The sequence below is a fragment of the Mastigocoleus testarum BC008 genome (genome assembly GCF_001456025.1).
GTDB classification, from domain to species: Bacteria; Cyanobacteriota; Cyanobacteriia; order Cyanobacteriales; family Nostocaceae; genus Mastigocoleus; species Mastigocoleus testarum.
The window spans coordinates 117,768-143,617 of record NZ_LMTZ01000077.1 but is presented as its reverse complement, the minus strand read 5'-3'; the positions used below and the strand labels follow the sequence as shown (position 1 = coordinate 143,617).

The 25,850-nt window shown below is 37.8% G+C and carries 21 protein-coding genes; 11 read left to right on the top strand and 10 right to left on the bottom strand.

Annotation, left to right across the window (positions count from 1 at the left end):
• Nucleotides 1-73: 73 nt before the first annotated feature.
• Nucleotides 74-1,696 carry a glutamine-hydrolyzing GMP synthase gene (guaA, locus tag BC008_RS12470; protein ID WP_027842243.1) on the top strand — a complete coding sequence of 541 codons (1,623 nt, stop codon included), beginning with the start codon at nt 74-76 and terminating at the stop codon, nt 1,694-1,696.
• Nucleotides 1,697-2,234: 538 nt separating this feature from the next.
• Here guaA and BC008_RS12465 read toward each other — a convergent pair.
• From BC008_RS12465 to BC008_RS12440, 6 genes are all read right to left on the bottom strand, one after another.
• On the bottom strand, nt 2,235-3,131 hold the full coding sequence (locus BC008_RS12465; protein ID WP_027842244.1) for a cation diffusion facilitator family transporter: 897 nt from the start codon (nt 3,129-3,131) through the stop codon (nt 2,235-2,237).
• A gap of 702 nt (nt 3,132-3,833) precedes the next feature.
• A complete protein-coding gene (locus BC008_RS12460; RefSeq protein ID WP_027842245.1) occupies nt 3,834-5,261 on the bottom strand; it encodes an amidase in 1,428 nt (475 codons plus the stop codon).
• A gap of 534 nt (nt 5,262-5,795) precedes the next feature.
• The gene (map, locus tag BC008_RS12455; protein ID WP_027842246.1) at nt 5,796-6,623 is read right to left on the bottom strand and encodes a type I methionyl aminopeptidase; all 828 of its coding nucleotides are present in this window, start codon (nt 6,621-6,623) and stop codon (nt 5,796-5,798) included.
• A 250-nt stretch (nt 6,624-6,873) separates the two neighbouring features.
• A complete protein-coding gene (locus BC008_RS12450) occupies nt 6,874-9,558 on the bottom strand; it encodes a M16 family metallopeptidase (protein WP_058183443.1) in 2,685 nt (894 codons plus the stop codon).
• A gap of 386 nt (nt 9,559-9,944) precedes the next feature.
• Nucleotides 9,945-10,388, bottom strand: coding sequence for a VOC family protein (locus tag BC008_RS12445; protein WP_027842247.1), 444 nt, complete (start codon nt 10,386-10,388; stop codon nt 9,945-9,947).
• A gap of 52 nt (nt 10,389-10,440) precedes the next feature.
• Nucleotides 10,441-10,950 (bottom strand): TIGR02652 family protein, encoded by a 510-nt coding sequence (locus tag BC008_RS12440; protein ID WP_058183442.1) that lies wholly within the window; start codon nt 10,948-10,950, stop codon nt 10,441-10,443.
• 282 nt (nt 10,951-11,232) lie between these two features.
• On the opposite strand from BC008_RS12440, the gene BC008_RS12435 reads away from it, so the two are divergent.
• The 3 genes from BC008_RS12435 to BC008_RS12420 all read left to right on the top strand — a co-directional run bounded on the left by BC008_RS12435 (nt 11,233) and on the right by BC008_RS12420 (nt 13,779).
• Nucleotides 11,233-11,766, top strand: a complete 534-nt coding sequence (locus BC008_RS12435; RefSeq protein WP_027842248.1) for a gamma carbonic anhydrase family protein — start codon at nt 11,233-11,235, stop codon at nt 11,764-11,766.
• A gap of 208 nt (nt 11,767-11,974) precedes the next feature.
• Nucleotides 11,975-12,100, top strand: a complete 126-nt coding sequence (locus tag BC008_RS12430) for a photosystem II protein Y (protein WP_027842249.1) — start codon at nt 11,975-11,977, stop codon at nt 12,098-12,100.
• Nucleotides 12,101-12,459: 359 nt separating this feature from the next.
• The gene (locus BC008_RS12420; RefSeq protein ID WP_027845785.1) at nt 12,460-13,779 is read left to right on the top strand and encodes a bifunctional folylpolyglutamate synthase/dihydrofolate synthase; all 1,320 of its coding nucleotides are present in this window, start codon (nt 12,460-12,462) and stop codon (nt 13,777-13,779) included.
• Between the two features lie 110 nt (nt 13,780-13,889).
• On the opposite strand, the gene BC008_RS12415 is transcribed toward BC008_RS12420, so the two are convergent.
• Entirely contained in the window at nt 13,890-14,378 is a 489-nt protein-coding gene (locus tag BC008_RS12415; RefSeq protein ID WP_058183440.1) for a hypothetical protein, read from the bottom strand.
• A 953-nt stretch (nt 14,379-15,331) separates the two neighbouring features.
• Here BC008_RS12415 and pilM point away from each other — a divergent pair.
• The 6 genes from pilM (at nt 15,332) to cobD (ending at nt 23,112) form a co-directional block, all read left to right on the top strand.
• Nucleotides 15,332-16,438, top strand: coding sequence for a type IV pilus assembly protein PilM (gene pilM / locus BC008_RS12410; RefSeq protein ID WP_027845784.1), 1,107 nt, complete (start codon nt 15,332-15,334; stop codon nt 16,436-16,438).
• Nucleotides 16,439-16,542: 104 nt separating this feature from the next.
• Nucleotides 16,543-17,307, top strand: a complete 765-nt coding sequence (locus BC008_RS12405; protein WP_027845783.1) for a PilN domain-containing protein — start codon at nt 16,543-16,545, stop codon at nt 17,305-17,307.
• The gene (locus tag BC008_RS12400) at nt 17,304-18,068 is read left to right on the top strand and encodes a hypothetical protein (RefSeq protein WP_027845782.1); all 765 of its coding nucleotides are present in this window, start codon (nt 17,304-17,306) and stop codon (nt 18,066-18,068) included. Before BC008_RS12405 ends, BC008_RS12400 begins: the two co-directional genes overlap by 4 nt.
• Before the next feature lie 362 nt (nt 18,069-18,430).
• Nucleotides 18,431-20,863 (top strand): type IV pilus secretin family protein, encoded by a 2,433-nt coding sequence (locus BC008_RS12395; RefSeq protein ID WP_027845781.1) that lies wholly within the window; start codon nt 18,431-18,433, stop codon nt 20,861-20,863.
• 792 nt (nt 20,864-21,655) lie between these two features.
• Nucleotides 21,656-21,940 (top strand): HU family DNA-binding protein, encoded by a 285-nt coding sequence (locus tag BC008_RS12390; protein WP_027846537.1) that lies wholly within the window; start codon nt 21,656-21,658, stop codon nt 21,938-21,940.
• A gap of 26 nt (nt 21,941-21,966) precedes the next feature.
• Nucleotides 21,967-23,112: a threonine-phosphate decarboxylase CobD gene (gene cobD / locus BC008_RS12385; protein ID WP_027846536.1), complete on the top strand. Its 1,146-nt coding sequence runs from the start codon at nt 21,967-21,969 to the stop codon at nt 23,110-23,112.
• Here the strand turns inward: cobD and BC008_RS12380 are convergent.
• Both BC008_RS12380 and aat read right to left on the bottom strand, forming a co-directional pair.
• Complete coding sequence (locus BC008_RS12380) at nt 23,096-24,055, bottom strand: threo-3-hydroxy-L-aspartate ammonia-lyase (protein ID WP_036268569.1); 960 nt, start codon at nt 24,053-24,055, stop codon at nt 23,096-23,098. The genes cobD and BC008_RS12380 overlap by 17 nt on opposite strands.
• 90 nt (nt 24,056-24,145) lie before the next feature.
• A complete protein-coding gene (aat, locus tag BC008_RS12375) occupies nt 24,146-24,724 on the bottom strand; it encodes a leucyl/phenylalanyl-tRNA--protein transferase (protein WP_027846534.1) in 579 nt (192 codons plus the stop codon).
• A 415-nt stretch (nt 24,725-25,139) separates the two neighbouring features.
• Between aat and BC008_RS12370 the strand changes: the two genes are divergently transcribed.
• A complete protein-coding gene (locus BC008_RS12370) occupies nt 25,140-25,469 on the top strand; it encodes a hypothetical protein (RefSeq protein ID WP_027846533.1) in 330 nt (109 codons plus the stop codon).
• Nucleotides 25,470-25,545: 76 nt separating this feature from the next.
• On the opposite strand, the gene rpsN is transcribed toward BC008_RS12370, so the two are convergent.
• Entirely contained in the window at nt 25,546-25,848 is a 303-nt protein-coding gene (gene rpsN / locus BC008_RS12365) for a 30S ribosomal protein S14 (protein ID WP_058183439.1), read from the bottom strand.
• Nucleotides 25,849-25,850: the final 2 nt, after the last annotated feature.

Genomic DNA, 25,850 nt, shown 5'->3' with positions numbered 1-25,850 from the left:
GCGAAAAATGGTATTCAACTAAACCGAATAGCCACTATTTTTGTCATTCAATTCAACTCACACTCTCCCGATCATGACTACAGCGGTGACTCTACCAACAGAAGTGATGTCTCAAGAAGAAAAATCTTTGGGACAGGTAAATCGTCAAATGATTGTGATTCTCGACTTCGGCTCTCAGTATTCAGAACTTATAGCCAGGAGATTCAGAGAAACTCAAGTTTATTCAGAAGTTCTTTCTTATCGAACAACTGCAGCACAACTGCGCAAATTAAATCCCAAAGGGATTGTGTTTTCTGGTGGTCCTAATTCGGTTTATGACAAAAATGCTCCTAAATGTGACCCAGAAATTTGGAGTTTGGGTATACCTATTTTGGGAGTCTGCTATGGAATGCAGCTGATGGTGAAGCAACTGGGGGGAGAGGTTACAACAGCCGATTTGGCTGAATATGGTAAAGCATCTTTACATATAGATGACCCCACAGATTTGCTTACCAATGTGGAGGATGGCACAACTATGTGGATGAGTCATGGAGACTCCGTACAGAAAATGCCACCTGGATTTGATTTGTTAGCTCATACAGAGAATACTCCCTGTGCAGCAATTGCAGATCATGAAAGAAAGCTTTATGGAGTTCAATTTCATCCGGAGGTAGTACATTCCATTGGTGGTTCAGCTTTAATTTCAAACTTTGTCTTTCAAATATGCAATTGCAAACCAACTTGGACTACCGAGGCTTTTGTTGAGGAAGCTATTCGTGAAATTCGTGCCAAAGTTGGTCACAAACGGGTATTACTAGCCTTATCTGGAGGAGTTGATTCTTCTACACTGGCATTTTTGATGCATCGAGCGATTGGGGATCGGTTAACTTGCGTTTTTATCGATCAAGGTTTTATGCGTAAGTACGAACCAGAGCGTTTGGTTAAGCTATTTCAAGAGCAGTTTCACATTCCCGTAGAGTATGTAAATGCCCGCGAACGCTTTTTATCTGCTTTGAATGGAGTCACAGATCCCGAAGAAAAACGTCGGATTGTTGGACACGAGTTTATCCGTGTTTTTGAAGAAAGTTCCAAAGAATTGGGACCTTTTGATTATCTCGCACAAGGAACTTTGTATCCAGATGTAATTGAATCTGCTGACACAAACATGGATCCCGGAACTGGAGAGCGTGTCGCAGTTAAAATTAAGAGTCACCATAATGTGGGGGGATTACCCAAAGACCTGAGGTTCAAATTAGTCGAACCACTGCGCAAACTTTTTAAAGATGAAGTTCGTAAAGTTGGACGTTCTATTGGTCTACCAGAGGAGATAGTTCAACGTCATCCTTTCCCTGGTCCGGGTTTATCGATTCGCATTATTGGCGAAGTCACAGCCGAACGGTTAAATATTTTAAGAGATGCGGATTTAATTGTGCGTCAAGAAATTAACCGAAGAGGTCTGTATAACGAATACTGGCAAGCATTTGCTGTGTTATTACCAATTCGCAGTGTTGGTGTCATGGGCGACAAGCGTACTTATGCTTTCCCTATTGTCTTACGGATTATTACAAGTGAAGATGGTATGACTGCTGATTGGGCGCGGGTACCTTACGATGTTTTAGAAGTTATTTCCAATCGAATTGTTAACGAAGTGAAGGGTGTTAATCGTGTAGTTTTTGATATTACTTCTAAACCACCTGGAACTATTGAATGGGAATAGAGTTGATCGCTCAAATGTAACAAATATCTTCTTTAAGTTCGGAAGTCAGAATTAAAAATACAGAATGTAATTTGATTCTGATTTCCCAATTATTCCCAACAACCTATTGATTAATAGGTATTTCTCCTTATCTAGCTCGAATCAGTAAATTCTTCCGTAGAGTCGAATTATTGATTCATCTCTACGAAAGTTGTAGTTTGCAGATGTGTGGTTCAAACAAATAAAAACCGTAGCAAGCTGATATATTGCATTACTTACAAGAACTAAGAGCCAAACCTCTAGATCTCTTATTACCAGTTTTAAGCTGATAACAGAAGAATAGAGTTTTTATTCTTAGATTTTTTTATTCTTAGTAAATATGATGCAAGATATAATTTTAAGTGTACTTTGTGAGTGTGATTCGATTTTAATTACAAAGAATAAATCTTTCCATCAGAGATTGCACGTAATGCTTGAAAAGACTCAACATTGATGTAAGAATAATTGCTCACATTGTCAAAACCGCCAAATCAGAAATCATCAAATAGGAATTATCGAATCAGGAATCACCAAAAGTTATATGGTCAGTTTTATAGGTTGGTGGTTCAACATGAATCAAAATTCGTACTGGTCGAAAACGTTCTTCCAAACGAGATTCAACTTCTTCTGTTATGCGATGTGCGGTCTCTACATCGGGAGCATCCACAATTAAATGCATTTCAATAAAGATTTGACGACCAACCACTCCACGAGAAGCAATGTCATGACAATTGATAACTCCAGCAACGGAAATGGCTATGGCGTAAATATCTTCTGGTGCGATCGCCATCTCATCTACCAACCAAGGTAAATTATCTTTTAAAACTGACCAAGCACTGCAAAAAACTAATATTGCGACAGGGAAAGCTAAAACGATATCTAACCATTGATAACCAAGCCAAACACCAATCAAACCAGCAATAACTGTAATTGTTACCCAAATATCACTCATTGTATGCTTGGCATCTGCAATTAAAATTGGACTACCAACTCGTTTACCAACGCTGCGTTCGTAAAATGCCACAAAAATATTAATCCCTAATACAATTAGTAGAATCCATAATTGTGCTGGTGATATATTGACCGGCTGACTACCATGAATAATTCTTTCAATTGCACCTTGAATAATTTCAAAACAAACTATTCCTAGAAAACCAGCTATCCCTAATGCACCTAATGCTTCGAATTTCTGATGTCCGTAGGGATATTTGCGATCTGGTAAAGGTGAAGAGAAATAACTGGCAACTAGCCCTAAAATATTGTTGGCACTATCTGTGACACTATGCAATGCATCAGCAATTAAGCTCAGAGAGCCAGTTATTAGACCAACTCCGAACTTTAAGAACATCACAATTAAGTTGAGTATCAGAGTAATTATTAAAATTTTTTGAACTGTAGGGCGATTATCGTAATTCATAAAGTATTTTTTATTTTTAATAATTAGTATTTTGCACAGTTACTATCAGTGCCAAGGATAGAATTCTTGGCAATTTTTTATTCCAAGAACAAAAGAAATATTATTTATGCGATCAAGTATTTTCAGAAGATTACAAGAAAAGTAAGACTAGTAATTACTTTATTTGGTTAATGATTTTTTTTGTCAATTACTTCAAAGAATAACAAGTCTTAATGAGTGATTGATGATGCCCAAAGCAATAATTTATTCTTACAGTTGACTTCTTTAGAAATAAGAATTGATATAATTGTGGTGTATCAAATTTTATCATTAATAGTAATTTATAATTATTGTTTGAAATTAACTTTTACTATTTGATACATGATTAGATTTTTATTAAAATTATTGTGGAGAATAAAGTTTAGAATTTTTATTTTCTGATAATTAAACCTTAAGGAACGGAGACATCAATCAAATACTTCTTGTTAAATCGTATTTCTGAGTTTAATCGTACTTCTGACTATATTTATATATAAACTTGGTATCAAGAGAAACAAGATATTTTTCAGATAAATGCTAATTTAAAGGGGCGAATGTTGAAGGAAGAGCCACCAAGCACATCCATTTAGACAATCGCTTTCCATAATTTTCCTCATAACAACATTAGGCAGACAAAAAGTCTGCCTGTTTACTTGTATGCTGGATAATTGTTTGCAATATTAATCACTTCACGATGATCGATTGGCTATCACTTGCATATAGCTTTGGGCGGCGTTTGAGCCAAGGGTTAACCATTTCAAGTTGTGTTGCAAGAGCAATCAAAGTACTTTCTGCAGCAGGTTTTCCTACTAATTGAACTCCGATAGGTAAACCATTATTGTCAAGACCGACAGGAAGTGCGATCGCGGGTTGACCCGTAGCATTCGCTGGAGGACAGGGAGCGACCCAATTAACAATTTTCTCAAATGTTTCTTCTGGACTTAAATTAGACCACTCGCCCACACGAATGGGAGAATGTCTATAAACTGGTAATACTAAAACATCTACTGTATTGAAAAAGCTAATTATTTTACGTGCAGCAATTTGCATCTGGAATACTGCGTTAAGATATTCAGTTGCAGAATAATTTTGCTGAAACAACCACTGATTCATCGGTTGTAAAATTTCTACGGGAATATCCGAAGCAGCAGTTCCACTTTGCCAAATAATTTGAAAGGGTTGAACTAGATCGCTGAAATCAGGACATTTTTCTTCTACTATATGACCTAGTTCTTCTAAAAATTTAACTGTTTGTAAAACCCCTAGCTCACAATTAGCATCAACTTTGCCAAAGGGAGGTATATTTGTCGCAAAAGCAATTTTGAGTTGAACAGGTTGTACCTGAGTTGCTGCTAAAAATGATAACTCTGGTTCGGGTAACCAATACGGATCGCCATTTACATATCCGGACATTACGTCTAACAGCGCAGCCGCATCAGCGACAGTTCTTGCTAAAGGTCCATTTGTTGCAACACCACAAAAGCGATCGCCTCCTGGACCATTAGATATGCGACCCCGTGAAGGTTTAATTCCTACTATTCCACAACAAGCTGCTGGTCCCCGTATCGAACCACCACCATCAGAACCATGAGCGAAAGGAGCTAATCCTGCTGCTACTGCTGCTGCTGCACCTCCACTAGAACCACCAGGAGTATATTCTAAATTCCATGGATTTCTTGCTGGAGGAAAACCTTTTGATTCAGTGTAAGGGAAGGAACCTAACTCTGAGGTTGCAGTTTTCCCGATGGGAATCATTCCAGCTTGCTTAATTTTCAGGATGACAGCATCATCATATGTGGGAATATTATTTTTTTGTAACACTGCATTACCGAAACTACAGGAAACACCTGCAAGAGGATTCAGGTCTTTGATGGGAATAGGTAGACCAAATAATAGGGGTAAATCTTTTTTATTCCCTAATAAATCGGTTTTGATTTTGGCTGTTTCAATTGCTTGTTCAGCCATTACTGTTACATAACTCCCTAATTTCGGATTTAAAAGCTGGATACGTTCTAAATATATTTCCGTTAATTCCAGTGGCGAAATTTCTCCAGAATGGATTAATTTTGCTAACTCCAATGCTGGAGTAAAAACTAAATCAACTAGATTCATTGACTAAATTACCCTTAAGAAACAAAAAGCCCCAACCATCTAGAACATAAACTCAGTACTCAAGAACAATCATCAATTGAGTGGGAGAGGAAAATGTGAGGGGATGTGGGGAGAATAAGTAAGTATAAACTTTTTAAACTCTTTTTCTTCCACCTTTTCCGACTCTTCCTGTACTCCTTCACCTAAGCAGAGTTTTGGTATTACTGAATCAGTATTCTAGAGGGGGAATCTTATTTGCAACTATTTGCAACTATTTCGATTTTTTCTAAAAAAGAAAAATCAATTAACATATAAGTGTATTAGTACTTGTAGATGCACAATATTCTACAACCGAAAGACAAAACTTGGTTGTGTTTAGAATTTATTAATCATATTCAGCCGCAATTTTAGCTTGATTTAAATAAATGTGCCTAGGGTTACATATAGTACATATTCTTATAATGTGGCGGACTGGAATACCAGCAAAAATAAATAAGGCGAGCAACAGTGCTCACCTGGCAAAAATTAATTAATTTTGAGTAAATTTCTTTAAGTTTAAATTTTTGTTCTGTCTGTCAAAATTTCATAGCCAGTTTGTGTCACCAAAATAGTATGTTCAAACTGTGCCGAAAGAGATTTATCCACAGTAACTGCTGTCCACCGGTCAGATAACGTACGTGTATGTTTTGAACCAGCATTAACGATTGGTTCGATGGCTAGTGTCATTCCTGCACGCAACTTAACATTAGGCATTTCGCGAGTGCGGAAATTAAACACTGAAGGTTCTTCGTGCAAATTTCTACCTACACCATGTCCAGTAAAATCTTCTACTACTGCAAAGCCATTAGCTTTGACATGATCTTCAATTGCACCAGCAATATCCATTAAATAATTTCCAGCTTTAACTTGCTCAATACCTTTATAAAGGGCTTCTTCAGCAACCCGAATCAATTTTGCTGCATCTGGAGTTACTTCTTCAACAGCAATGGTGATACAGGAATCGCCATGAAAGCCTTGGAAAAAAGCACCTGTATCAACTTTTAAAACATCCCCGGAGCGAATTACTTTTTTGGCGCTGGGAATACCATGTACGACTTCATTATTGATACTGGAACAAATGGAAGCGGGGAATCCATGATAACCTTTGAAACTGGGTGTAGCACCCATTTCCCGGATACGTTTTTCCGCATGAGCATCCAAATCAGCGGTTGTCATTCCTGGCTTTACCAACTCAGAAATCTCTTTAAGTACAGTTGCGACAATTTTCGCGGACTGTCGCATAATTTCAATTTCTCGTGGCGATTTAATTTCTATTCCTCGACGTTGGCGCTTGGGACGGCTATCTTGAGTTGGTTGAGAAAGCAGGTTGCTAAGAATGTTCATGGGGAAACTAATAATTAATTACGCTTTGCAGCTAGGTTTTTCAGTAATTCTTCTGCGAAGAATGAAGCAACAATATCTATATTTAAGTTAACTTATTTTATGATTTGCTTGAAGCTGTAATACCAAGTGCTAATGCCCTAATTTTGCCATGGTGAAATGAATTTTGCCAGAACACTGGTGATAAATGATTCTAGTATGCAGTGGGTAATGTTAGCGATTTTGCAAATTAGTGCAGCTAGAGGTTAGGAAATCAATCTTCAATGATTTCGGGACCAGCAGTGACTATAACAATTTTATCTGGCTGAATTAAGTTTCGTGCTGCCTGATTTACTTCAGTGAGATTAACAGCATTAATTTTTTCGATGTAGGTGCGCAGTTCTTCTTTGTCTAAATCATAAATTTCATTTTTGAGTATTCTATGGGCTAATTCTTCTGGGTTAGCTAGGGAAACATTATAATTACCGATCGAATTACGTTTTGCTGTTTCTAGCTCTTTTTGTGTTACTCCTTTTTGGTGAACTTCTTCTAAAACTTGGAGAGTTTTGGCGATCGCATCTTTAGCGTTTTCTGGATTAGTTTGCATTTCGATCAAAAAAGTCCCAAAGTTTTTCCTCGCCAAAAAGCTGCTATAAATTCCATAAGTTAAACCTTGGCGATCGCGAATTTCTGTACCTAAACGACTCGATAGGGTATCACCCCCTAAAATCTGGTTCAAAACTATCGCGGCGTAATATTGAGGGTCTTGACGCTTGATAGTTGTATTACCAATGTATGTAATGGATTGGGTTTTACCAGGAACTACAGGATTTAAATTAATAATTTTTTGTGGCGCTGAAATATCTGGATACTCTACAATTGGAGCCTCACCTTCGGTTTCCCAATCACCAAGTTCAGTAACAATTAGCGATCGCATTTCTTCTGGAACAAAGTTTCCCACCATCACCAATATTGTTCGGTCTGGACGATAGTATTTTTGCTTAAATTCAATTACATCTTTTTGTTGAATTTGCTGCAAACTTTCTACAGTTGGGAAAGCATGTAGCGGATGTTCCTTAGGGTAAATGGATTGAACAAAAGTTTTCTTTGCTACTTCGGTTGGTTCGTCACTTTCTTGTTTTAAACCAACCAAGGCTTGTTGAAAGCTGAGTTGCAATTCTTTTTGGGGAAAAATTGGATTTTGAAGTATATCCCCTAGGGTTCTTAGTAATACATCTGAGTCATTGGCTAAGCTATCACCTTGAATTTGCACACCTTCACGGAAAGCTTGAAAATCAAGACTAGCGCCATTATCATCCAGTATTTTAGCAATGGTTAAAGCATCTTTTGTTTTTGTCCCATTGACTAAATTTTCTGCGACTAAGGATGCTAAACCTGACATATTCTCTGGGTCGAATTCTGAACCAGCTTTGATATATCCTGCAAGGGTAATGGTTGGGGTACTATTATCAGCCAAAAGCAAGACTTTCAAACCATTTCTTAAGGTAAATTCTTCTGGTAACTGACTAGCTAGAGAAATATTTATACCATTTAATGGAGGTAAATACTTGACGACATCTGCAAATTCTACGACTTTTTGATGAGAAAATTGCTCCGTCAGTTTTGTTGATTTATGAGTATTATATTTCCCTGTGCTTCTATTTTGTAACAGTGTTTGAGTTGGTTCAAAAAAACCTACAGTTCTTTGTGTTTGCTGGAAGTATTTTTGTGCTACTAGCTGTACGTCAGTAGCACTTACTCGCTTAATTGCTTCCAGATAATAATCCATATAATTATAATCGCCAGCGACTATCTCATCGTTGGCTAGCTGCATTGCTTGGGAAGTGATATCACGGTTATCTAAAATTATTGCTGCTTCTAATTGTGCTTTTGCTCGTTTTAGCTCTTGTGGCGTTGCCTCTCGCTCTGATAATTTAGCGATTGTATCAGTTAATAAGAAATCGATTTTACTCAAATCTTGTTCGGGATCTGCTGTTATTAATAATTCATACCAACCTGTATCAATTAAATTCACTACGGTACTTTCTAAGTCTGTAGCAATCCCAGTTTCGATTAATCTTTGCTCTAAGCGTGAGTTTCGACCCTCAGTCAAAATATAATCTAAAACATCTAAAACTGGAACGTCTGGATGATTAATATCTACTAAAGGATAAACAACTTTTAATAGTCCAGTTGCTCCAGGTTCGCGCAGTAGAATTTTCTTTGGTGGTACTCCACTATTTTCAGAAATGAAAGTCTTAGAATTACTTGTAGAATTTTCTTGGTTTTCAAATTCAAGATCTAAATAATCTTGATTTACATGCTGAGGAATTTTGCTGTAGATTTCCTTCACGCGACCAAGAACTTCAGGAGTATCAAAATCTCCAGCTATGACCAAAACTGCATTATTAGGACTATAGTATTGGTGATAATAATCTTCTATTTGTTCAATAGTGAATTTTTCTACGTCTGCTTCCGTACCACCCACGGGTAAGCCATAGGGATGATTGGGAAACGCTTGCTGCATTACTGAACGCTCAAGACGATACTCTGGATCGTTTTCATAGCCTTGTAACTCAGAAATAACAACTTTTTTTTCACTAGCTAGAGATTCTTCACTCATTAGAGCATTTTGCATTCTATCTGCTTCCAGAATTAACAGGGCTTCCAACTTATCCCGTTCTGCTGTACTGTAGTACGCCGTTAGGTCGTAACTAGTGAATGCGTTCGAGTCACTACCTAAAGCACTAAACAATTTTCCAAACTGAATTGGACGATTTTTAGTGCCTTTAAACATCATATGTTCTAACTGATGCGTGATTCCACTTACGCCAGGTTCTTCATTACGGGAACCGACTTTGTACCAAATCTGCACAGTTACGACTGGTGCAGTATGTACTTCTTTTGTTAGAACAGTAAGACCATTATCTAATACTGTTTTTTTGACCTTTTCTGTCACTGATAATAATAATGAAGTTTTTTGAAACTGTAATACTTTGATATTTTTGAATATTTAGCTCTGAAATATTCAATCTCGGAAAATCTATTCTATAACATTTAATTGACTTGGCAATTAGTCATGAGTTGTTAAATCACAAAAAATAATATAACCATCATGGTACGGGAAAAATTACAAATTTAGAACGATAAATTCCGCACAGAAACTTATTGAACTTCGCCACAAAATTAATACTCTTGAATAGTAGTTAATATCTCTGTAAATATATCACTTCAATAATGCTAAAAAGATACTGGCAGTAATTATGGAAATCATAATTCAGTACAGGTCAAATAAACATAAATCAATATTCGTATACATCGAAATTTAGACGTGCTGTCTCATTTTTAAGTCATTTTCTTCAGTAGTCTGATGAATTCCAATGGTAACCCGTCAGCATCAGCAATAAAAGTTACTTCGTAAATACAACTACCAATTTGCTGTTGTGTTGGTTCTAAAAGTACAACCAAGGGTTTTAATAATTGAGAATCCTGTTCTACACCCACCACAAAACGTTTTTTTAAATCAGTCAACCAGCTAGGTAGGTCGGGAGTACTTTGAGTAAGATCGAAAGATAAGTGATAGTAGCCTACATAATGTTCATCTCCAAATGCATCTGCTGCTGGTTTGGGATTGGGAATTTCAATTAGCTCTAGTCTGCTGTCAAGTCCTTCAAGCCAACAAGCAAGGGTATAGCCCGTACTGAAGCGTTCGCAGACTTCAAACCCCAATTGTTCGTAAAAGGCGATCGCCCGATGAATATTAGCCGTCCTAATAGAAGCGTGATGCATTTCTACACTGAAAGTAACTATCTTAACCCATTACCCCCATTCCCCATTAAAGCTAATCAAACAACTTGAAGTAAGGGTAACGTACTGGTACACCCGGCTCTTTTTCCAAGTCAAAATTGATCACATTCCAACGTGGTTCTTCTTGGGGGTCAGGGCTAAAATCAACTGGTAAACCATAAAGTCGCCCTGAAGCTATCTCCGACTGTCCAGAACGCCAGGGGCTACTGCGCTCCAAATAGCCACTCATGAGTTCTTGATATCGAGTAGCAATAATTACTTTAGTTGCTCTATAGCCCTGAGTATAAAGTTTGTCTAGTGCTTCATGGATTTCAAACCTAATACCATCAGGATGGGTATGTTGTCTAAACCATTTGGAATTCCATCTTCGCCAGTGACGACCTGACTGCAAATGAATTAATTCTTTGGTTTCTGGGTTTGCTTCAAAAGCTCCATGACGAGGACATAAATAAGTATCAGTAAGTGTCAATGCCGGGATGGTTTGATGGCAGTGGGGACACTTTATTTCGGGGCCGAATATTGGATACTGTAAACCTGGTTTCATTGTGAAGTGGGTAAAAATATATTCATTACTTATATAGAATCTCGGTTTAAAATGATACTCTTATTTGGTTCGGAGAGATACTTAGTTAATGACTATTTTTAAAATCACTAATTTTAGAATCATTATTTTAAAATCATTAATTTAAAATCATTAATTTTAGAATCACTATTTCGAGATTTAAATTGGATTCAAATATAACGCTATGATACCCTTTTAAAGTCTACCAGCCTTATATGGTTGGAATTCTTTCAGTATTTCTGAGTACCTTAATTCTATTCTATCGTGTCTCTTCCTTCCTACTGGTTTTCTCCTGACATTTCTCAAGCAACCTTCGTCGCTAAAAACGCAGTTGTTGTTGGTTCAGTGAAAATTGCATTCGGGGCTAGCATTTGGTATGGAGCAACGATCCGAGGGGATGTTGAAATCATTGAAGTTGGTGAATTTACTAATATTCAAGATGGTGCGATATTACATGGAGATCCTGGAAAACCAACTATCTTAGAAGATTACGTCACTGTTGGACATCGCGCTGTCATACACTCCGCTCACATCGAACGCGGTAGCCTGATAGGGATTGGAGCTATAGTTCTTGATGGAGTACGAGTAGGTACTGGTAGCATTATTGGTGCAGGTGCTGTAGTAACAAAAAATGTACCACCTCACTCATTAGTTGTTGGCATCCCTGGAAAAGTTGTACGACAAATTTCTTCTACTGAAGCGGCTGAATTAATTGAGCATGCAGAAAAATATCAAAAACTAGCTTTAGTACATGCTGGTAAAGGTACTGACCTTGGTTTTATAAAGAATGGGGATTAGGGACTGGCGACTGGGGATTAAGAATTAGCGAACAGGGAGGATCAAAGCGATTAATGATGTATAACTGGATCCTTTTGTTATAAAATCATATTGGGTATTGTAAATATTCTTAACATTTTGCTATGGAAAAAGTACTCAGTTAGGCTAACAATAAGATGAGGCTCGATCGCAATACTTGAATGTCGCTTAATAAGAGGAAGTAATAGATATGGATCTTGATTTTCGCGTAGCGGTGGTTTTAGCACCAATTGTGATTGCCGCTGGCTGGGCAGTTTTTAATATTGGTAAAGCTGCACTTGTACAAATTCAAACTTTTTTAAATAGAGAAGCTTAAATTCATTTTTTAAAAAACAAGCTTGAACCCGCTTGGGTTGTTATCGACTGTATCTCTATTTAAAGAACAGTCGATTTTATTTTTATCGGGGTTTGGGTAATTGGTAATTGGTAATTGGTAATTGGTAATTGGTAATGGATTAGACGTAATACCAATTTGGAAAAATAATGAGACAAATAAATTTTTGTAGAGACGCGACATGATGACCTAACGGTCATGCTATACCTACGGTACGCTATCGCTAAGCGCTAACGCGTCTCTACGGAGTAATCTGTTGCAATGATTTATTGAATTGGTATAATTCACTGTTTTGTTATATATAAATAAAAAAATAAACTTAAAAATAAAAAACGGTTTTTGTGGATATTGATTCTTTGCTGACACCTTTTAAGCATTTTGGCGTTAATCTTGGACTTGAGAGAATTCTGCAGCTCTTAAAAAATCTTGGAAATCCTCACAAATCTGTTCCAGTAATTCATGTTGCTGGTACTAATGGTAAAGGTTCGGTATGCGCTTATTTATCTTCTATTCTCACTGCTGCAGGTTATCGTACTGGTCGTTATACCTCTCCTCACTTAATTGATTGGACGGAACGAATTTGTTTCAATGAGCAACCCATTAGTTCTGAGGAACTACAGCAAGTATTACTAGAAGTTAAAACTGCGATCACAACGCGCGAGGCGAACAATTCAGATACCTCTTCACCAACTCAATTCGAAGTTTTAACTGCTGCTGCTTGGTTATATTTTGCCAAGAAACAAGTTGATGTTGCTGTTGTGGAAGTTGGTTTGGGGGGACGTTTAGATGCAACTAACGTATGCGAAGAACCCTTGGTGACAATTATTACTTCTATTAGTTTCGACCACGTGCAGGTACTCGGTCCAACAATTAGTGATATTGCGAGAGAAAAAGCTGGTATCCTCAAATATAAATGCCCCGTTGTTATGGGACCATTACCAGCAGATGCTGAAACAGTAGTGCGAACGCGCGCTAAAGAGTTGGAATGTCCAATTATTTCCCCTCACATTGCTCGTCAATTTAGTCCAACCCTGGCAGAATATCGTTATTCGCAAAGTAAAGAAAAAGATATCAAAAATTATCAATCTCTTCAATATCCTTTGTCTTTACATGGAGCAATTCAATTAGCAAATTCTAGCTTAGTCCTAGCTGCGGTAGAAATATTGCAAAACCAGGGTTGGTTGATTTCTGAATCAGCAATTATTGCTGGGATGGAAAAAACTAAATGGTTGGGACGAATGCAATGGACAACTTGGAAAGATAGAGAATTTACAGATCGAAGATTATTAGTTGATGGTGCTCATAACCCAGCTTCAGCTAAAGCTTTACGAGATTATGTTGATACACTTGGGGTTAAATCTATTTTTTGGGTGATGGGAATGCTTTCTACTAAAGACCATACCCAAGTTTTTCAAGCACTACTCCGACCTGAAGATAAACTGTATCTACTTCCAGTTGCAGACCATAGTTCAGCCCAACCTGAGAATTTAGCAAAACTAGCTGCAGAAGTTTGTCCGCGATTGAAATTCTGTAATGTTCATACAGATTTATTTTCAGCTTTAGACACAGCTTTCAGTAAAAGCGATCAAAGTCAAGATTTAGTAGTTCTGTGTGGTTCGCTATATTTAGTGGGATATTTTTTCGCCAATCGAAGTAATTAATACCAATTTCCTTTAATACGGCTACGATTCGTTTATAACAGGGAATAGGAAAAGATTCAAAGAATTGATCTGTAGCAGTATTTTTTAAAACTGGTATTAACAGCGAAAGTTTAATCATCTCCTGTTTCTGTTTTTCTCAATTTTCCTTTAACAGGAGAACCTTCACCGAGTTCCGATAAATCTTCTTCTGCATTAGCGAGTAGCTTTGTTCGACTACATATATTCGTACTTAATAACTTATTGTCGAACTTTGATGCATAAACGAGATATTGTTGACCTCGCTCAAAGGAGTATCCACATGCAGCACTATTAATTTGGGTAGTAATTACTTGCTTCTTATTTACTTCACCTTTCCAAGATGTCATAACCTTAAATTTGACCCTAACCTCTGAGTTTTTACGCCTAATTCTCATGACTTTTCCCGCAAAAACAGCTTCAGAACGATCTAACTCAGATTTTGGAGGACCAGGAGGGAGACAGGAGCAAGCGCACGCTTCTTTACTATTAGCGGTAACAACTAAGGGAATCAACAAGGATGAAGCAATAGTGAGCTTAAATATTTGCTTCACAAAATGGTTTGCAAGCTGCTGTATTCTCATGACTTATCTCCTCAACTAAAGTAGGTAAATCCGATCGTTTATCAACTTGTGGCTAATATATTTTTACCCTTCAGGGTAAGTACGTTGGGTAATATCTAATGCAAACGCTTTTAACTATTTTTTCACTATCAACAAAAATACTAAAGCAACCCTTAAGAAACTTAAATAAAGGTACTTTTGAAGAATTTACAAATTTTAAATTTAAAAATTTTAGCCAATCATGTTAATTCCGTATAAGTACTGGGTACTTTATTAATAACTGTCTGTTTTAATGAATCGATGTTATAAATAATTAACCGGTTCGTTAATTTGCAGTAAATACTTGCCTGTAAAATATTAAGCTGGTCCAATCTACAAATATATGAGTAGGAGGAGTGTCTATATTTCTGTCATCTTATATCTACATTCAAACAAAAAATCCTCGTAATAAATTAGCAATAATTTGCTTTTGAAATTCTCTTGAAAAAGATTGAGTCATTGAATTAAATATTATCTTGTAGTTTTTCTGTCAATTTGGCTGTAATTTTATTGTGTCTCAATAGGATTTGTTATCTTGATTTGAATTTTTTACAGATGATTTGTTTCTAGTCATAATTAAATTTGAAAAAATAATCAACCCTAAATAAGTACAAAATACTAATTATTTTTTAGCTGTCTGAGCTAGCCATATTTTTTTTCTTGACAAGGCAGATTTTTCGCCCCAATTATACCTAGTTAGTGATTTTGAACATTTTCGAGGTATCAAGTAATTAATTGTTCTGTTTGTATATTTTAATAATTTGTAAGCCGAACTGTTTACTATTTAAGGTTGAATTTAGTTTTTGTTACAACTTCTTCACAACTTATCTATGATTGTCACTAGAGATTGATTTGACCTCTAAATATCATTTATATTCTCATCTCATTTTCATCCGATTTACATTTTCTTTTTTAGAAGTCCTGCGGACAAAGCCGTGATTAAAAGTTTAAATAGTTTCTTTAGTAAATCTAATCAAGGTGTCGGAATCGAACTTGCTCCTCAAAGAGTAAATCTGGTTCAGTTACGCAAACAGCGTCAAGGTTTGAAAGTAGAAGCTTTGACATCTATAAACGTACCAGAAGACGTATTTACAGAAGGGCAAATCATCGATCCTCCGACTATGGCACAAATTATTCAGGAGGCATTGATTCAAAGCAAAGTTAAAGCTTCCCGTGTTGCGACTGCTGTATCTGGGAGAGACTCTATCATCCGATTAATACCTGTACCAGCAGAGTTGGATGATAAAGAACTACGAGAGATGGTGCTCAATCATGAGGCTAGTTTGTATTTGCCATATCCCCGTGAAGAAGCTGATGTTGACTATCAGAAGCTTGGATATTTTGTTGATGAAGATGGAATTGAAAAAGTACAGGTACTTCTAGTTGCTACTCGTAAAGAAATTACCGATACCTATGTCAATACATTTGAACAAGCCGGCTTGCAAGTCGATATCCTTGAAATCAATAGCTTTGCTTTAATTCGAACCATAAGGGACCAATTACGGCAATTTGACCGAGAAGAAGCCGTGGTATTAGTGGATATCGAATTTGATAGCACCGAAATCGCGATCGTGGTGAACGGAGTACCCCAGTTTTCAAGAACTGTACCAATTGGTACATTTCAACTCCAATTAGCTTTATCAAGGGCTATGAGTTTGCCTACATCCCGAGATATGGAATTACTTGAAAGTATGACTGTTCCCACCACAGCAATGGAAGCAGGAAAAACAGGTCAAACTGAAGTAAACCCCGGTATGGCAGCTGTAATCAGGGTATTGGGAGAAATCACCGACGAACTTCGTCGTTCCATCGACTTCTACCTCAATCAAAGTGAAAATTTAGAGGTTGCACAACTAATTTTAGCTGGACCAGGAGGCGGGTTGAAACAGTTAGATGAATTTTTTACACAGCGTTTAAGTTTACCGACAGTTCAAATCGATCCCGTAGAATCACTATCAATAGAGCTAGATGAATCCGAATACAGTGCGGTACAACGTCCCGGCTTGGGGGTTGTACTAGGTTTAGGGATGCGTGAAGTTTAAGAGGTTCAAATTGTTGCTTAACTTTTTACTGGACTCATAACTGAATATTTACCGAAAATATTTATCGAAAGCTTTGCCACTATCAGGGGGTATGACATAGCACAATGTACAGCCTAGATATCAACTTTCTTCAAGACCGTCCATCCCACCAGAAGAAATCTGAAAGTAGCATTAAAAATACTACTTCAGGTGGAGAGTTAATACCGTTGTTTGTTGGACTCGCGGTTGCAATATGTCTTCCTGTGTTTGTTGGTGGTGCTTGGTATATCTTAAGTACTCAAAATAACACCCTAGAATCAGAAATTGCTGAGCTAGAAGTAGAGAATCAACAGCTAGAAACAGAAATAGGAGACATTAATAAAATCAAAGCGGAGACTGACAAGATTAAGGGAGAAAATCAAGCCCTAGTAACGGTATTCGATCAGATCCGCCCTTGGTCTGCAATGTTACAAGATTTACGCGATCGCATTCCGGGAAGGGTACAGCTGGAAAATATTGAGCAAACACCACCAGCAGAAACTGATGGAAATAAACCTAATTCAGCTGGAGCCGTCAAGTTAAGTGGATATGCTCGATCGTTTAATGACGTTAATGATTTTTTACTGAGCTTACAACAGTCTCGCTTATTTAAACCTTCAGAAAGCAGAATTTTGAGTGCTGAATTAGTCGATGCTCCTATTCCTCCGGAAGTTAGTCAAGCTGAGAATAGCGAACTAATTAAATTACCGAAGGTAGTTAGATACGAAATTCAATCCAGTTTAAGTGATGTTCCAGCTTCGGAATTGATACGTGAATTGGAACAAAAAGGGACAGTTGGGCTAGTAGCCAGAATACGTAGTCTGCAAGGAACAGGAATTCTGCAAAAATGACACTGAGTGAAGATTTTAATTTTATTGAAGAGCAAGGCGGAGGATTTGAGGATGATTCTTCTAATTATCCCGTCGTATTTGGGGTGACCCTAACGCCAAAAGTTAGCGGTATCCTGATTGGCTTTTTAGGATTAGCGGGAGCGGCTTATATGCTTATGAACCTGTTAATGCCAACTTGGGAAACATTTCAAGAAAAGCAAACACAAAAGAGCGAACTAAAAACACAGATTGAGAATAAAAAAGCCAGTATCGATAAAATTGATGAAGTTAAAGAAGAATTAGCAAAAACTAAGCAACAGCAGATTCAGGTTTTATCGGTATTTGCAAATGAGAAAACCCTTGACACTTTACTTATAGACTTAAACCGATTGGTGGAAGCAGGAAATACTCAATTACCGACCAATGCAATAAATGCAAAACTTCAAAAGTTCGCGCCTGGTGAAAATCAACTTCAACCAATAACTGATGGTTCTCTCGGTGCAGAGGTAGACGGTAAGTTAAAAAGCAGTACTACTAATATTGAAATAATAGGAACTTACGAGCAAACTCAATCAATTATCCGTAATATTGAGCGCTTACAACCGCTACTAATTGTTAAAGAATATAAATCAGTTTTAGAATCCGATCCTGTTGATAGGGACGGAAAAGTAAAACCTAGGGTGGGTGCTGCACCAATCAAAACCTCTTTTTTACTAGAAGCCTTAATGCCGATGAACCCAGAAGAAATCGCTGCAGCAGCGAAAGCCGCAGAAGCAGAGTAGTAAATACAAATACCCTTGTTAAGTAATATGTGGGTAAATTTTTGGTTTGCAGTTGTGCTAAGAAAGTGCGCTAAAGCGCAACTACAAACCTAGACATGACTAATGATTAAATAATTACAATTTCTATTTTTATTTATTTACTATTTCTTCTTATTTGTATTAAAGGTAAACCCAAAACGTTAAAGTCAGAACAAAAATCTAAAATTTTCAACTCAATTTTTTTTTAATTAAACTTAAAATTCAAGATTCTAAATTCAAGATTTAAAATTCAAAATTTAAAATTCAAGATTCTAAATTCAAATTTTTCAACTTAAACTTTTAAATTCAGATTAACCCTATTATTTTTTAGTGAGGAATGGACTGTGAAACAGCTTCACGGTAACAATATTATTTTAGGTACTGCCGCAACTATACTTCTTGTAGCTCAACCTGTTTGGGCACAAACTGCTCGAATTACTGGAGTGAATTTAAAGCCAGTTGATAACGGAATAAGCCTGAAGTTAAAAACATCCTCTAGTAAGCGTCCGCAGGTATTTACAACTAAAAGAGGAAATGTTTTAGTTGCAGATGTTATTAATACTCAATTAAAGTTACCCGAAGGCGATAGCTTCAGTCAGGAAAATCCTGCACCAGGAATTGCTTTAGTTACGATTAATCAGCTAGATGCAAACAGTGTTCGAATATTAGTAACCGGTACAGAAAATGTTCCTAATAGTCTACCCATAGCGCGCAAAAAAGATGGTGTGACTCTGAATTTTGGAGCTTCTCCTGCATCCGCATCTGTTCCATCAAACCCCAGCACAATAGCAAATAATACCCCTGCTCCTCCCGCTCCTCCTTCTACAGTTCCTGCTCCTAAGCCTCAAATAGATATCAACACCACTCCAGCCCAACCTGCGGGTCCAGGTCAGCCCTCTACACCGGCTCCACCATTTCTTCCCAGGGCTGTTGCTCCACCTGTTGGAGATATTGCTATTTCGAATATTGATGCTTCTCCCACCGTTATCGATCTGGGTACTCAGGAACGGGTTCCTCGTTTGGTATTACGAGATGCTCCAGTACGTGAAGTATTGTCACTGCTAGCCCGTGCAGCAGGAATGAATTTGGCTTACACCACCGCTGGAGATAAGGAGGGAAATGCTTCAGAAACACAAAGTAGCAATGCTGAAGGACCAACAATCTCTTTAGATATTGAAAATGAGCCCGTGCAGGATGTTTTCAACTATGTTCTGCGCTTAAGTGGTTTAGAAGCAAATCGTAGCGGTCGGACAATTTTTGTGGGTCCAAATCTACCTAATTCCACCCGCGATGTGGTGATGCGCAACATAAGACTCAATCAAGTTTCTGTAGATGTTGCATTAAACTTTCTAGTTGGTATGGGTGCAGAAAGTGCGGTAAGTCGAGAACGACAAGTTACCAGTGTAAGTGCTGTACCTGTAGGTAGTGGTGCAACTCCTATTACTCAAACACAGACAACCACAGAAACTAAAATAGAACGCCTTAGTCTTGATGACTCAAAATATACAAACCCTATACTTAGAGGCTTGCAAGCACTAGGAGACGAACGCACAAACTCAGTCACTTTGATTGGTAGTCCAAGGTTAATTGAAATGGCGATGACGCAATTAACTCAACTTGATGTACGTCGTCGTCAAGTAGTAGTTAATGTCAAGATTGTTGACGTCAATCTTTCAAATATTAAAGACTTTAACAGTAGTTTTTCTTTTGGTGTAGGGAATAATTTCTTTTCCAATGATGGTGGTGCTGCTGTGGTTAATTTCGGTGGTTCGAGACCTCCAACCAGTTCCGAAGCAGCTAATAGTGTAACTAGCCAACCAGTCATCTCCAATCCAATTTCAGGAGAACCATTTTTCGACCCAAATAGTACACTTACTGTTCCTAATGGTGGTACAGGTCTAAGAGTTGTAGATGATGGCTTTCTTACACAAAATACTCCTGGTGATGCAACTTTCTTAAATCCAAGAACTCCTCTTGGTGCTAACGGAGATCCAACTGCACCTGGTATTTCTGGATTTACTCCAGGGACACCAGATACTATTACCATCACAACCGATCCTACCACTGGACAGCGAACAGCTGATTTTGCTGAAGGAAGTCGAGCTAACGCTGAGTTTGGCTTACCGTCGTTATTCCGGTTTCCCAAACGATTCCTAGCAAGCTTACAAGCCCAAGTACAAAGCGGTAATGCCAAAATTTTGACAGACCCAAGCTTAATTGTTCAGGAAGGTCAGCAAGCGCAGGTAAATCTAACCGAGGAAGTTGTTGGACAGACAAATATAACAATAACTGACACTTCTGGTGGGTCGAGGGAAACACAAGAAGTTACTAAAGAGGAAGTAGGTTTAACTCTGGGTGTCAAGATAGAACGCATCGATGATAATGGTTTTGTGTCTCTTTCGGTTGCTCCTAATGTGAGCGCACCCGTACGTGAAGTTGACACGGGAGCAGGTTTAGTGACTTTAGTTTCTAAACGCTCGCTTCAATCAGGTTTAGTTAGGTTGCGAGATGGTCAAACCCTAATTCTAAGTGGAATTATCCGAGATCGGGACCGTACAAGCGTTTCTAAAGTACCAATTTTGGGTGATATCCCTCTATTGGGTTCGTTGTTTAGAAGGACAAATAAAACAAGCGATCGCCAAGAAGTAATCGTTTTACTAACACCTCAAGTCATGGATGACACTCAAAACTCATCTTTCGGCTATAACTACAAACCTAGTCCTTCAGTGAGACAAATGCTAGAACGCCGGGGCTTAAAAATTCCTCGCAGGAAATAAAAGTTTATAAACGTATCATTTTTGAATATTTTGGATTGAATGGAGAGAACAGGGAACAGATTTTTTCGCTCATCTCATAACATTCGCTCATCTCATAACAGAAGTACTTTATGTTGTTATATTCCCCATTTATGGCTTCCATGAGGATAGTACTAACTTAGTTCATAACCTGAATGTTGATTTCTGACTCCTTACTCCTGACTCCTTACTTCTGACTCCTTACTTCTGACTCCTTACTTCTGACTTCTTACTCCTGACTCCTGACTCCTGACTCCTTACTCCTGACTCCTTACTCCTGACTCCTGACTCCTTACTCCTTACTCCTTACTTCTTAACCCTGAACCATGGCTCTTGAATTCTAATTAATTTCTGAAAAGGCGTTGCAATAAACCGTTTCTTGGACTATTGTTAAAAATATTTTGTAAAGAATTGTCACCTCTTTACAATTCCATTAAATTTCGATTTTTTATCCCCTAGTTTGCCCTATTCCTTTCGGGATAGGGGTTTTTACTAAGTATTTTTCCCTACTCGGAGGTGGGTTTTTAGGAAAACAAAAGCCAGAAAATGATAACGAATCCTGAAATCTATATAAATTAATGGTTTCATCTATCCACTTCTGGCTTGTACCCATTAGAATGATTCATTGAAAAGTTCAGCCAACAGGAGTTACAGCCCTTTTAGGCATAAATACTCAAAAAACGTTTTTTTGGTAAATCTCTAAACAGAGATTTCGGTAAACATACGTCTGGGTGTGTCAATAAATAATCTCAAGTAAATTTCAAGGAGTTTGACATGAATAAAGGTGAATTAGTTGATGCTGTATCTGAAAAGGCTAGCGTAACTAAAAAGCAAGCTGATGCAGTCCTAAGCGCTGCATTAGAAACAATTATTGAAGCTGTTTCCTCTGGCGATAAGGTAACCCTAGTTGGATTTGGTTCTTTTGAGTCACGGGAACGTAAAGCTCGTGAAGGTCGTAACCCCAAAACCAACGAAAAAATGGAAATCCCTGCAACTAAGGTTCCCGCATTCTCCGCAGGAAAAATGTTCAGAGAAAGAGTTGCGCCCCCAAAATCATAAGTAGTGTTGGGAGCAACTACTTTTTGGTGCGGCAAAGAGGACATGGGGGTAATCTAGCTTGGGCAGCTGCTATCGCTGGCTGCCCACAGGATTTAATTCTGGATTTTTCTGCCAGTATTAGCCCATTGGGACCTCCCCATAGCAGTTTAACTGCTATTTCGTCTCACATGGGTTATATAAAGCACTATCCAGACCCTAATTACACAGAACTCAGACTGGCGCTGAGTCAATATCACCAACTAGATCCTGAGTGGATTTTGCCCGGTAACGGTTCTGCAGAATTACTTACGTATGTTGGTAGAGAATTTGCCAAATTTGCCGCAACAGCTTTAATTACTCCAGCCTTTGGCGATTATTATCGAGCATTAGCTGCTTATGATGCGAAAGTACTGGAGTTTCCTTTTTCTTTGGCAAGACAAAATCATGCTAAAGAAGAAGGAAATCGGGAAGACATGGAAAAGGTAAGTTTTACTCAACCTTTGTCTTCTCTTCCTCTTAACGATTTTGCTTTATCTTCAAGGCATGGCTTGCTGCTTAATAACCCCCATAATCCAACCGGAAAGTTGTGGTCGCGGCAAGCAATTCTGCCCTATCTGAAGAAATTACCTTTAGTTGTAGTTGATGAAGCTTTTATGGATTTTTTACCGCCAGACCAAGAGCAAAGCTTAATTGGAATGGTGGAAAAATATCCAAATTTAGTTATTTTGCGATCGCTAACCAAGTTTTACAGTATGGCAGGGTTGCGCTTGGGATATGCGATTGCTCATCCCGATTACTTGAGTCGTTGGGATAGATGGCGTGATCCTTGGTCTGTCAACTCTTTAGCTGTAGCTGCAGCGATCGCAGCTTTGAAAGATAAGAATTTTCAAAGGCAAACTTGGGAATGGCTTGCACCGACGCGCGAACAATTGTTTCGCGATCTAGTCAGTTTACCTGGATTAGAACCTTTACCTGGTTCTGCAAATTTCTTACTGGTGCGTTCTCAGCACAGCGTTATCCAACTTCAAGAACGCTTACTCAAGGAACATCACATTTTAATTCGTAACTGCAAGAGTTTTCCCGAACTGGGAGATAATTATTTTCGGGTTGCTGTTTTAAATGAAAAAAATAACCAACGTCTAATAAAAGTCCTTTCATTGGTTTTGGAAAATCAAATTATTGAAATTCCCTAAAAAATTTCCTTAAATCCACATTTCCACCACTAATAACTACTCCGACTCTGGCTCCCGGTGCTTTCACAACGCCTTCAAGTAAAGCCGCAGCAGCTAAAGTTCCCGTTGGCTCCACAACTATCTTCAGGCGTTCCCATAAAAACAACATGGTACGAATAATCGCTTCTTCTGAAACCGTCACCATCTCATCTACATGTTGGAGTATCAAAGGAAATGTCAATTCGCCTAATCTATGAGTGCGAGCACCATCAGCAATAGTATTGGGATTTTCTATGACATGTATAGTTTTACTGTAGAAGGAAAGAGTTGCATCATTAGCCTTTTCTGGCTCGACCCCAATAACTTTACAATTTGGAGCAAGTGCTTTTGTTGCGATTGCACAACCAGAAATTAATCCACCACCACCGCAACAAACCAAAAGTAGATCGAGTTCTCCCACTTCCCCGATCAATTCCAATGCAGTTGTTCCTTGTCCTGCGATTATATGAGGATGATCGAAAGGTGGAATTATTTTCAAACCTTTTTGTTCTGCTAAAACCTGAGTTAATTTTTCTCTGCTTGTTTCCTTACGTTTATACAAAACAATTTCTGCACCATAACCCCGAGTTGCTGCTTGTTTGACTGCAGGAGCATCATCCGGCATAACAATGGTAGTTGGTATATCAAGCAATTTACCGGCTAAAGCGAGCCCTTGAGCGTGGTTTCCTGATGAAAATGTAATGACCCCCTGTTCTTTTTGTTCTATTGATAATTGGGACAGTGCGTTAAATGCTCCTCTAAATTTAAAAGAGCCAGTTCTTTGAAAGTTTTCTGATTTCAAAAAAACTTGATTCTTTGTGAGTTTATTGATAGTACGGGAAGTCAGAACGGGAGTACGATTTGCAATACTATTGAGGCGATTCGCTGCCGCTTGGATATCATCTATGGTAATAGAGTTTTGCATTGAAAAGGGAACATTAAACAGGGAACAGGAAACGGGAAACAGATAATTATGAATTGGGAACAGGGAACATAAAACAAAGAATTATTCAGACTAAACAAAATTTAATTCAGTCATTGCTACTGCTTTAGTGAGTAAATCTTGATATTCTAAATTGCCAACACCATAAGCCCCAAATCTTTCCAAGTGGGGATTCATCATTTGAGCATCAAATATAATAAATCTCTTTTCTCGCAATTTTTCCACTAGTTTTACCATCGCAACTTTGGAACCATCGGGTATGCGGTAAAACATTGATTCGCCAATAAAAGCACCGCCGATCACAATTCCAAGAATTCCCCCTGCAAGTTCATCCCCTTCCCAAGTTTCAAAGCTATGTGCCCAACCACTATAATGTAATTCCTGATAGATTTCTTTTAAATCAGGGGAAATCCAGGTAGTATCTCGATCTGCACAACCATCAACAACAGATTGAAAATCGCGATTAATAGCAACGCTAAACTTATTTTGATTAATAATGCGTCGTAAAGATTTAGGATAACGGAAACGTTCATCCAAAGGAATTAAAGTGCGATCGCGACTGCCATACCATCCGAGGTTATTATCATCATCACCCATAAGGAAATAGCCTTGGGCATATCCTTCGATGATGGCAGAGACATTATATCTCATAGATTACAAACTAAATAAAATGCAAATAAACACCCTTTTATTGAGGTGATTTAGCAATCAATTCTAAATCATGACATAAAAATTAATATTTATGAAAGTGAATATTCGTACAACTCAAATTTATAAATATTATTTGCTAAGCCTTGAGTACAATCATAATTAGAATCTCTATCCTAATAAGTCAAAATATAATTAATTTAAGTATCATTTGTTTAATACTCTTCCAAACTTAGAGATAGTTTGTCAACAGATAATTTTCCGTGGAGTATATTTTTGATATATCTCTTTGAAATATCTCTTTGATATGTATACGTAAAATCAAACCTGTTTTAATTTGTTTGAATTTAATTGGTTTGAATTTAATTGGTTTGAATTTAATTTGTTTGAATCTGCGTTAAATACAAAAAATAAAAAAATGACTGAACCAATTCCACCAATCACCCTACCACCAGCAGAAAATCCCGAACAGGAGGGAGAATGGTTACAAACAAGCTTACATTCTTGGCTGAATACCGAGTTTATTCCCGAAGCTATCAATGAAGAAATAGCACAACGAGCAGCACAAATTTTTATGCGCCAAAGAATGGAAGGAGAAAACGATTTAGGTTCTCTAACGCTCGCAATTGTCACCGAAATGCAATCCTTTGATTTTTCCAAAAGTTTCTATGGAGAGTTTGCGATCGCTAATGCTGTTAGCGATCTTCTTTTGGAAAGTTTAGGTATTGATAAATGTTGCGGACAATAAAAACTAAAAAGTAAAGAGTTAAGAGTAAAAAGTAAAGTTGTTAGATTACTTCTTACTTCTTAATTCTTACTTTTATTTACCAGCTAGACTTAACTACACCTGGTAAAAGTCCTTGGTGCGCCCAATCTCTCAGTACATTTCGGCAAAGACCAAAGTCACGGTAAACACCTCTAGGACGACCAGTTACCCAACAACGATTTTGGCGACGAGTAGGAGAACTATTACGGGGAAGACGTTGGATTTTCCGATGAATTTCCAGTTTATCCAATGGGTCTTCTGTGGTTCTAAACTCTTCTAGCAATGCTTCCCGCTTAGCTGCGTACTTTGCTACTAACTTAGCGCGCTTTTTTTCACGCTCAACCATACCTTTTTTTGCCATAA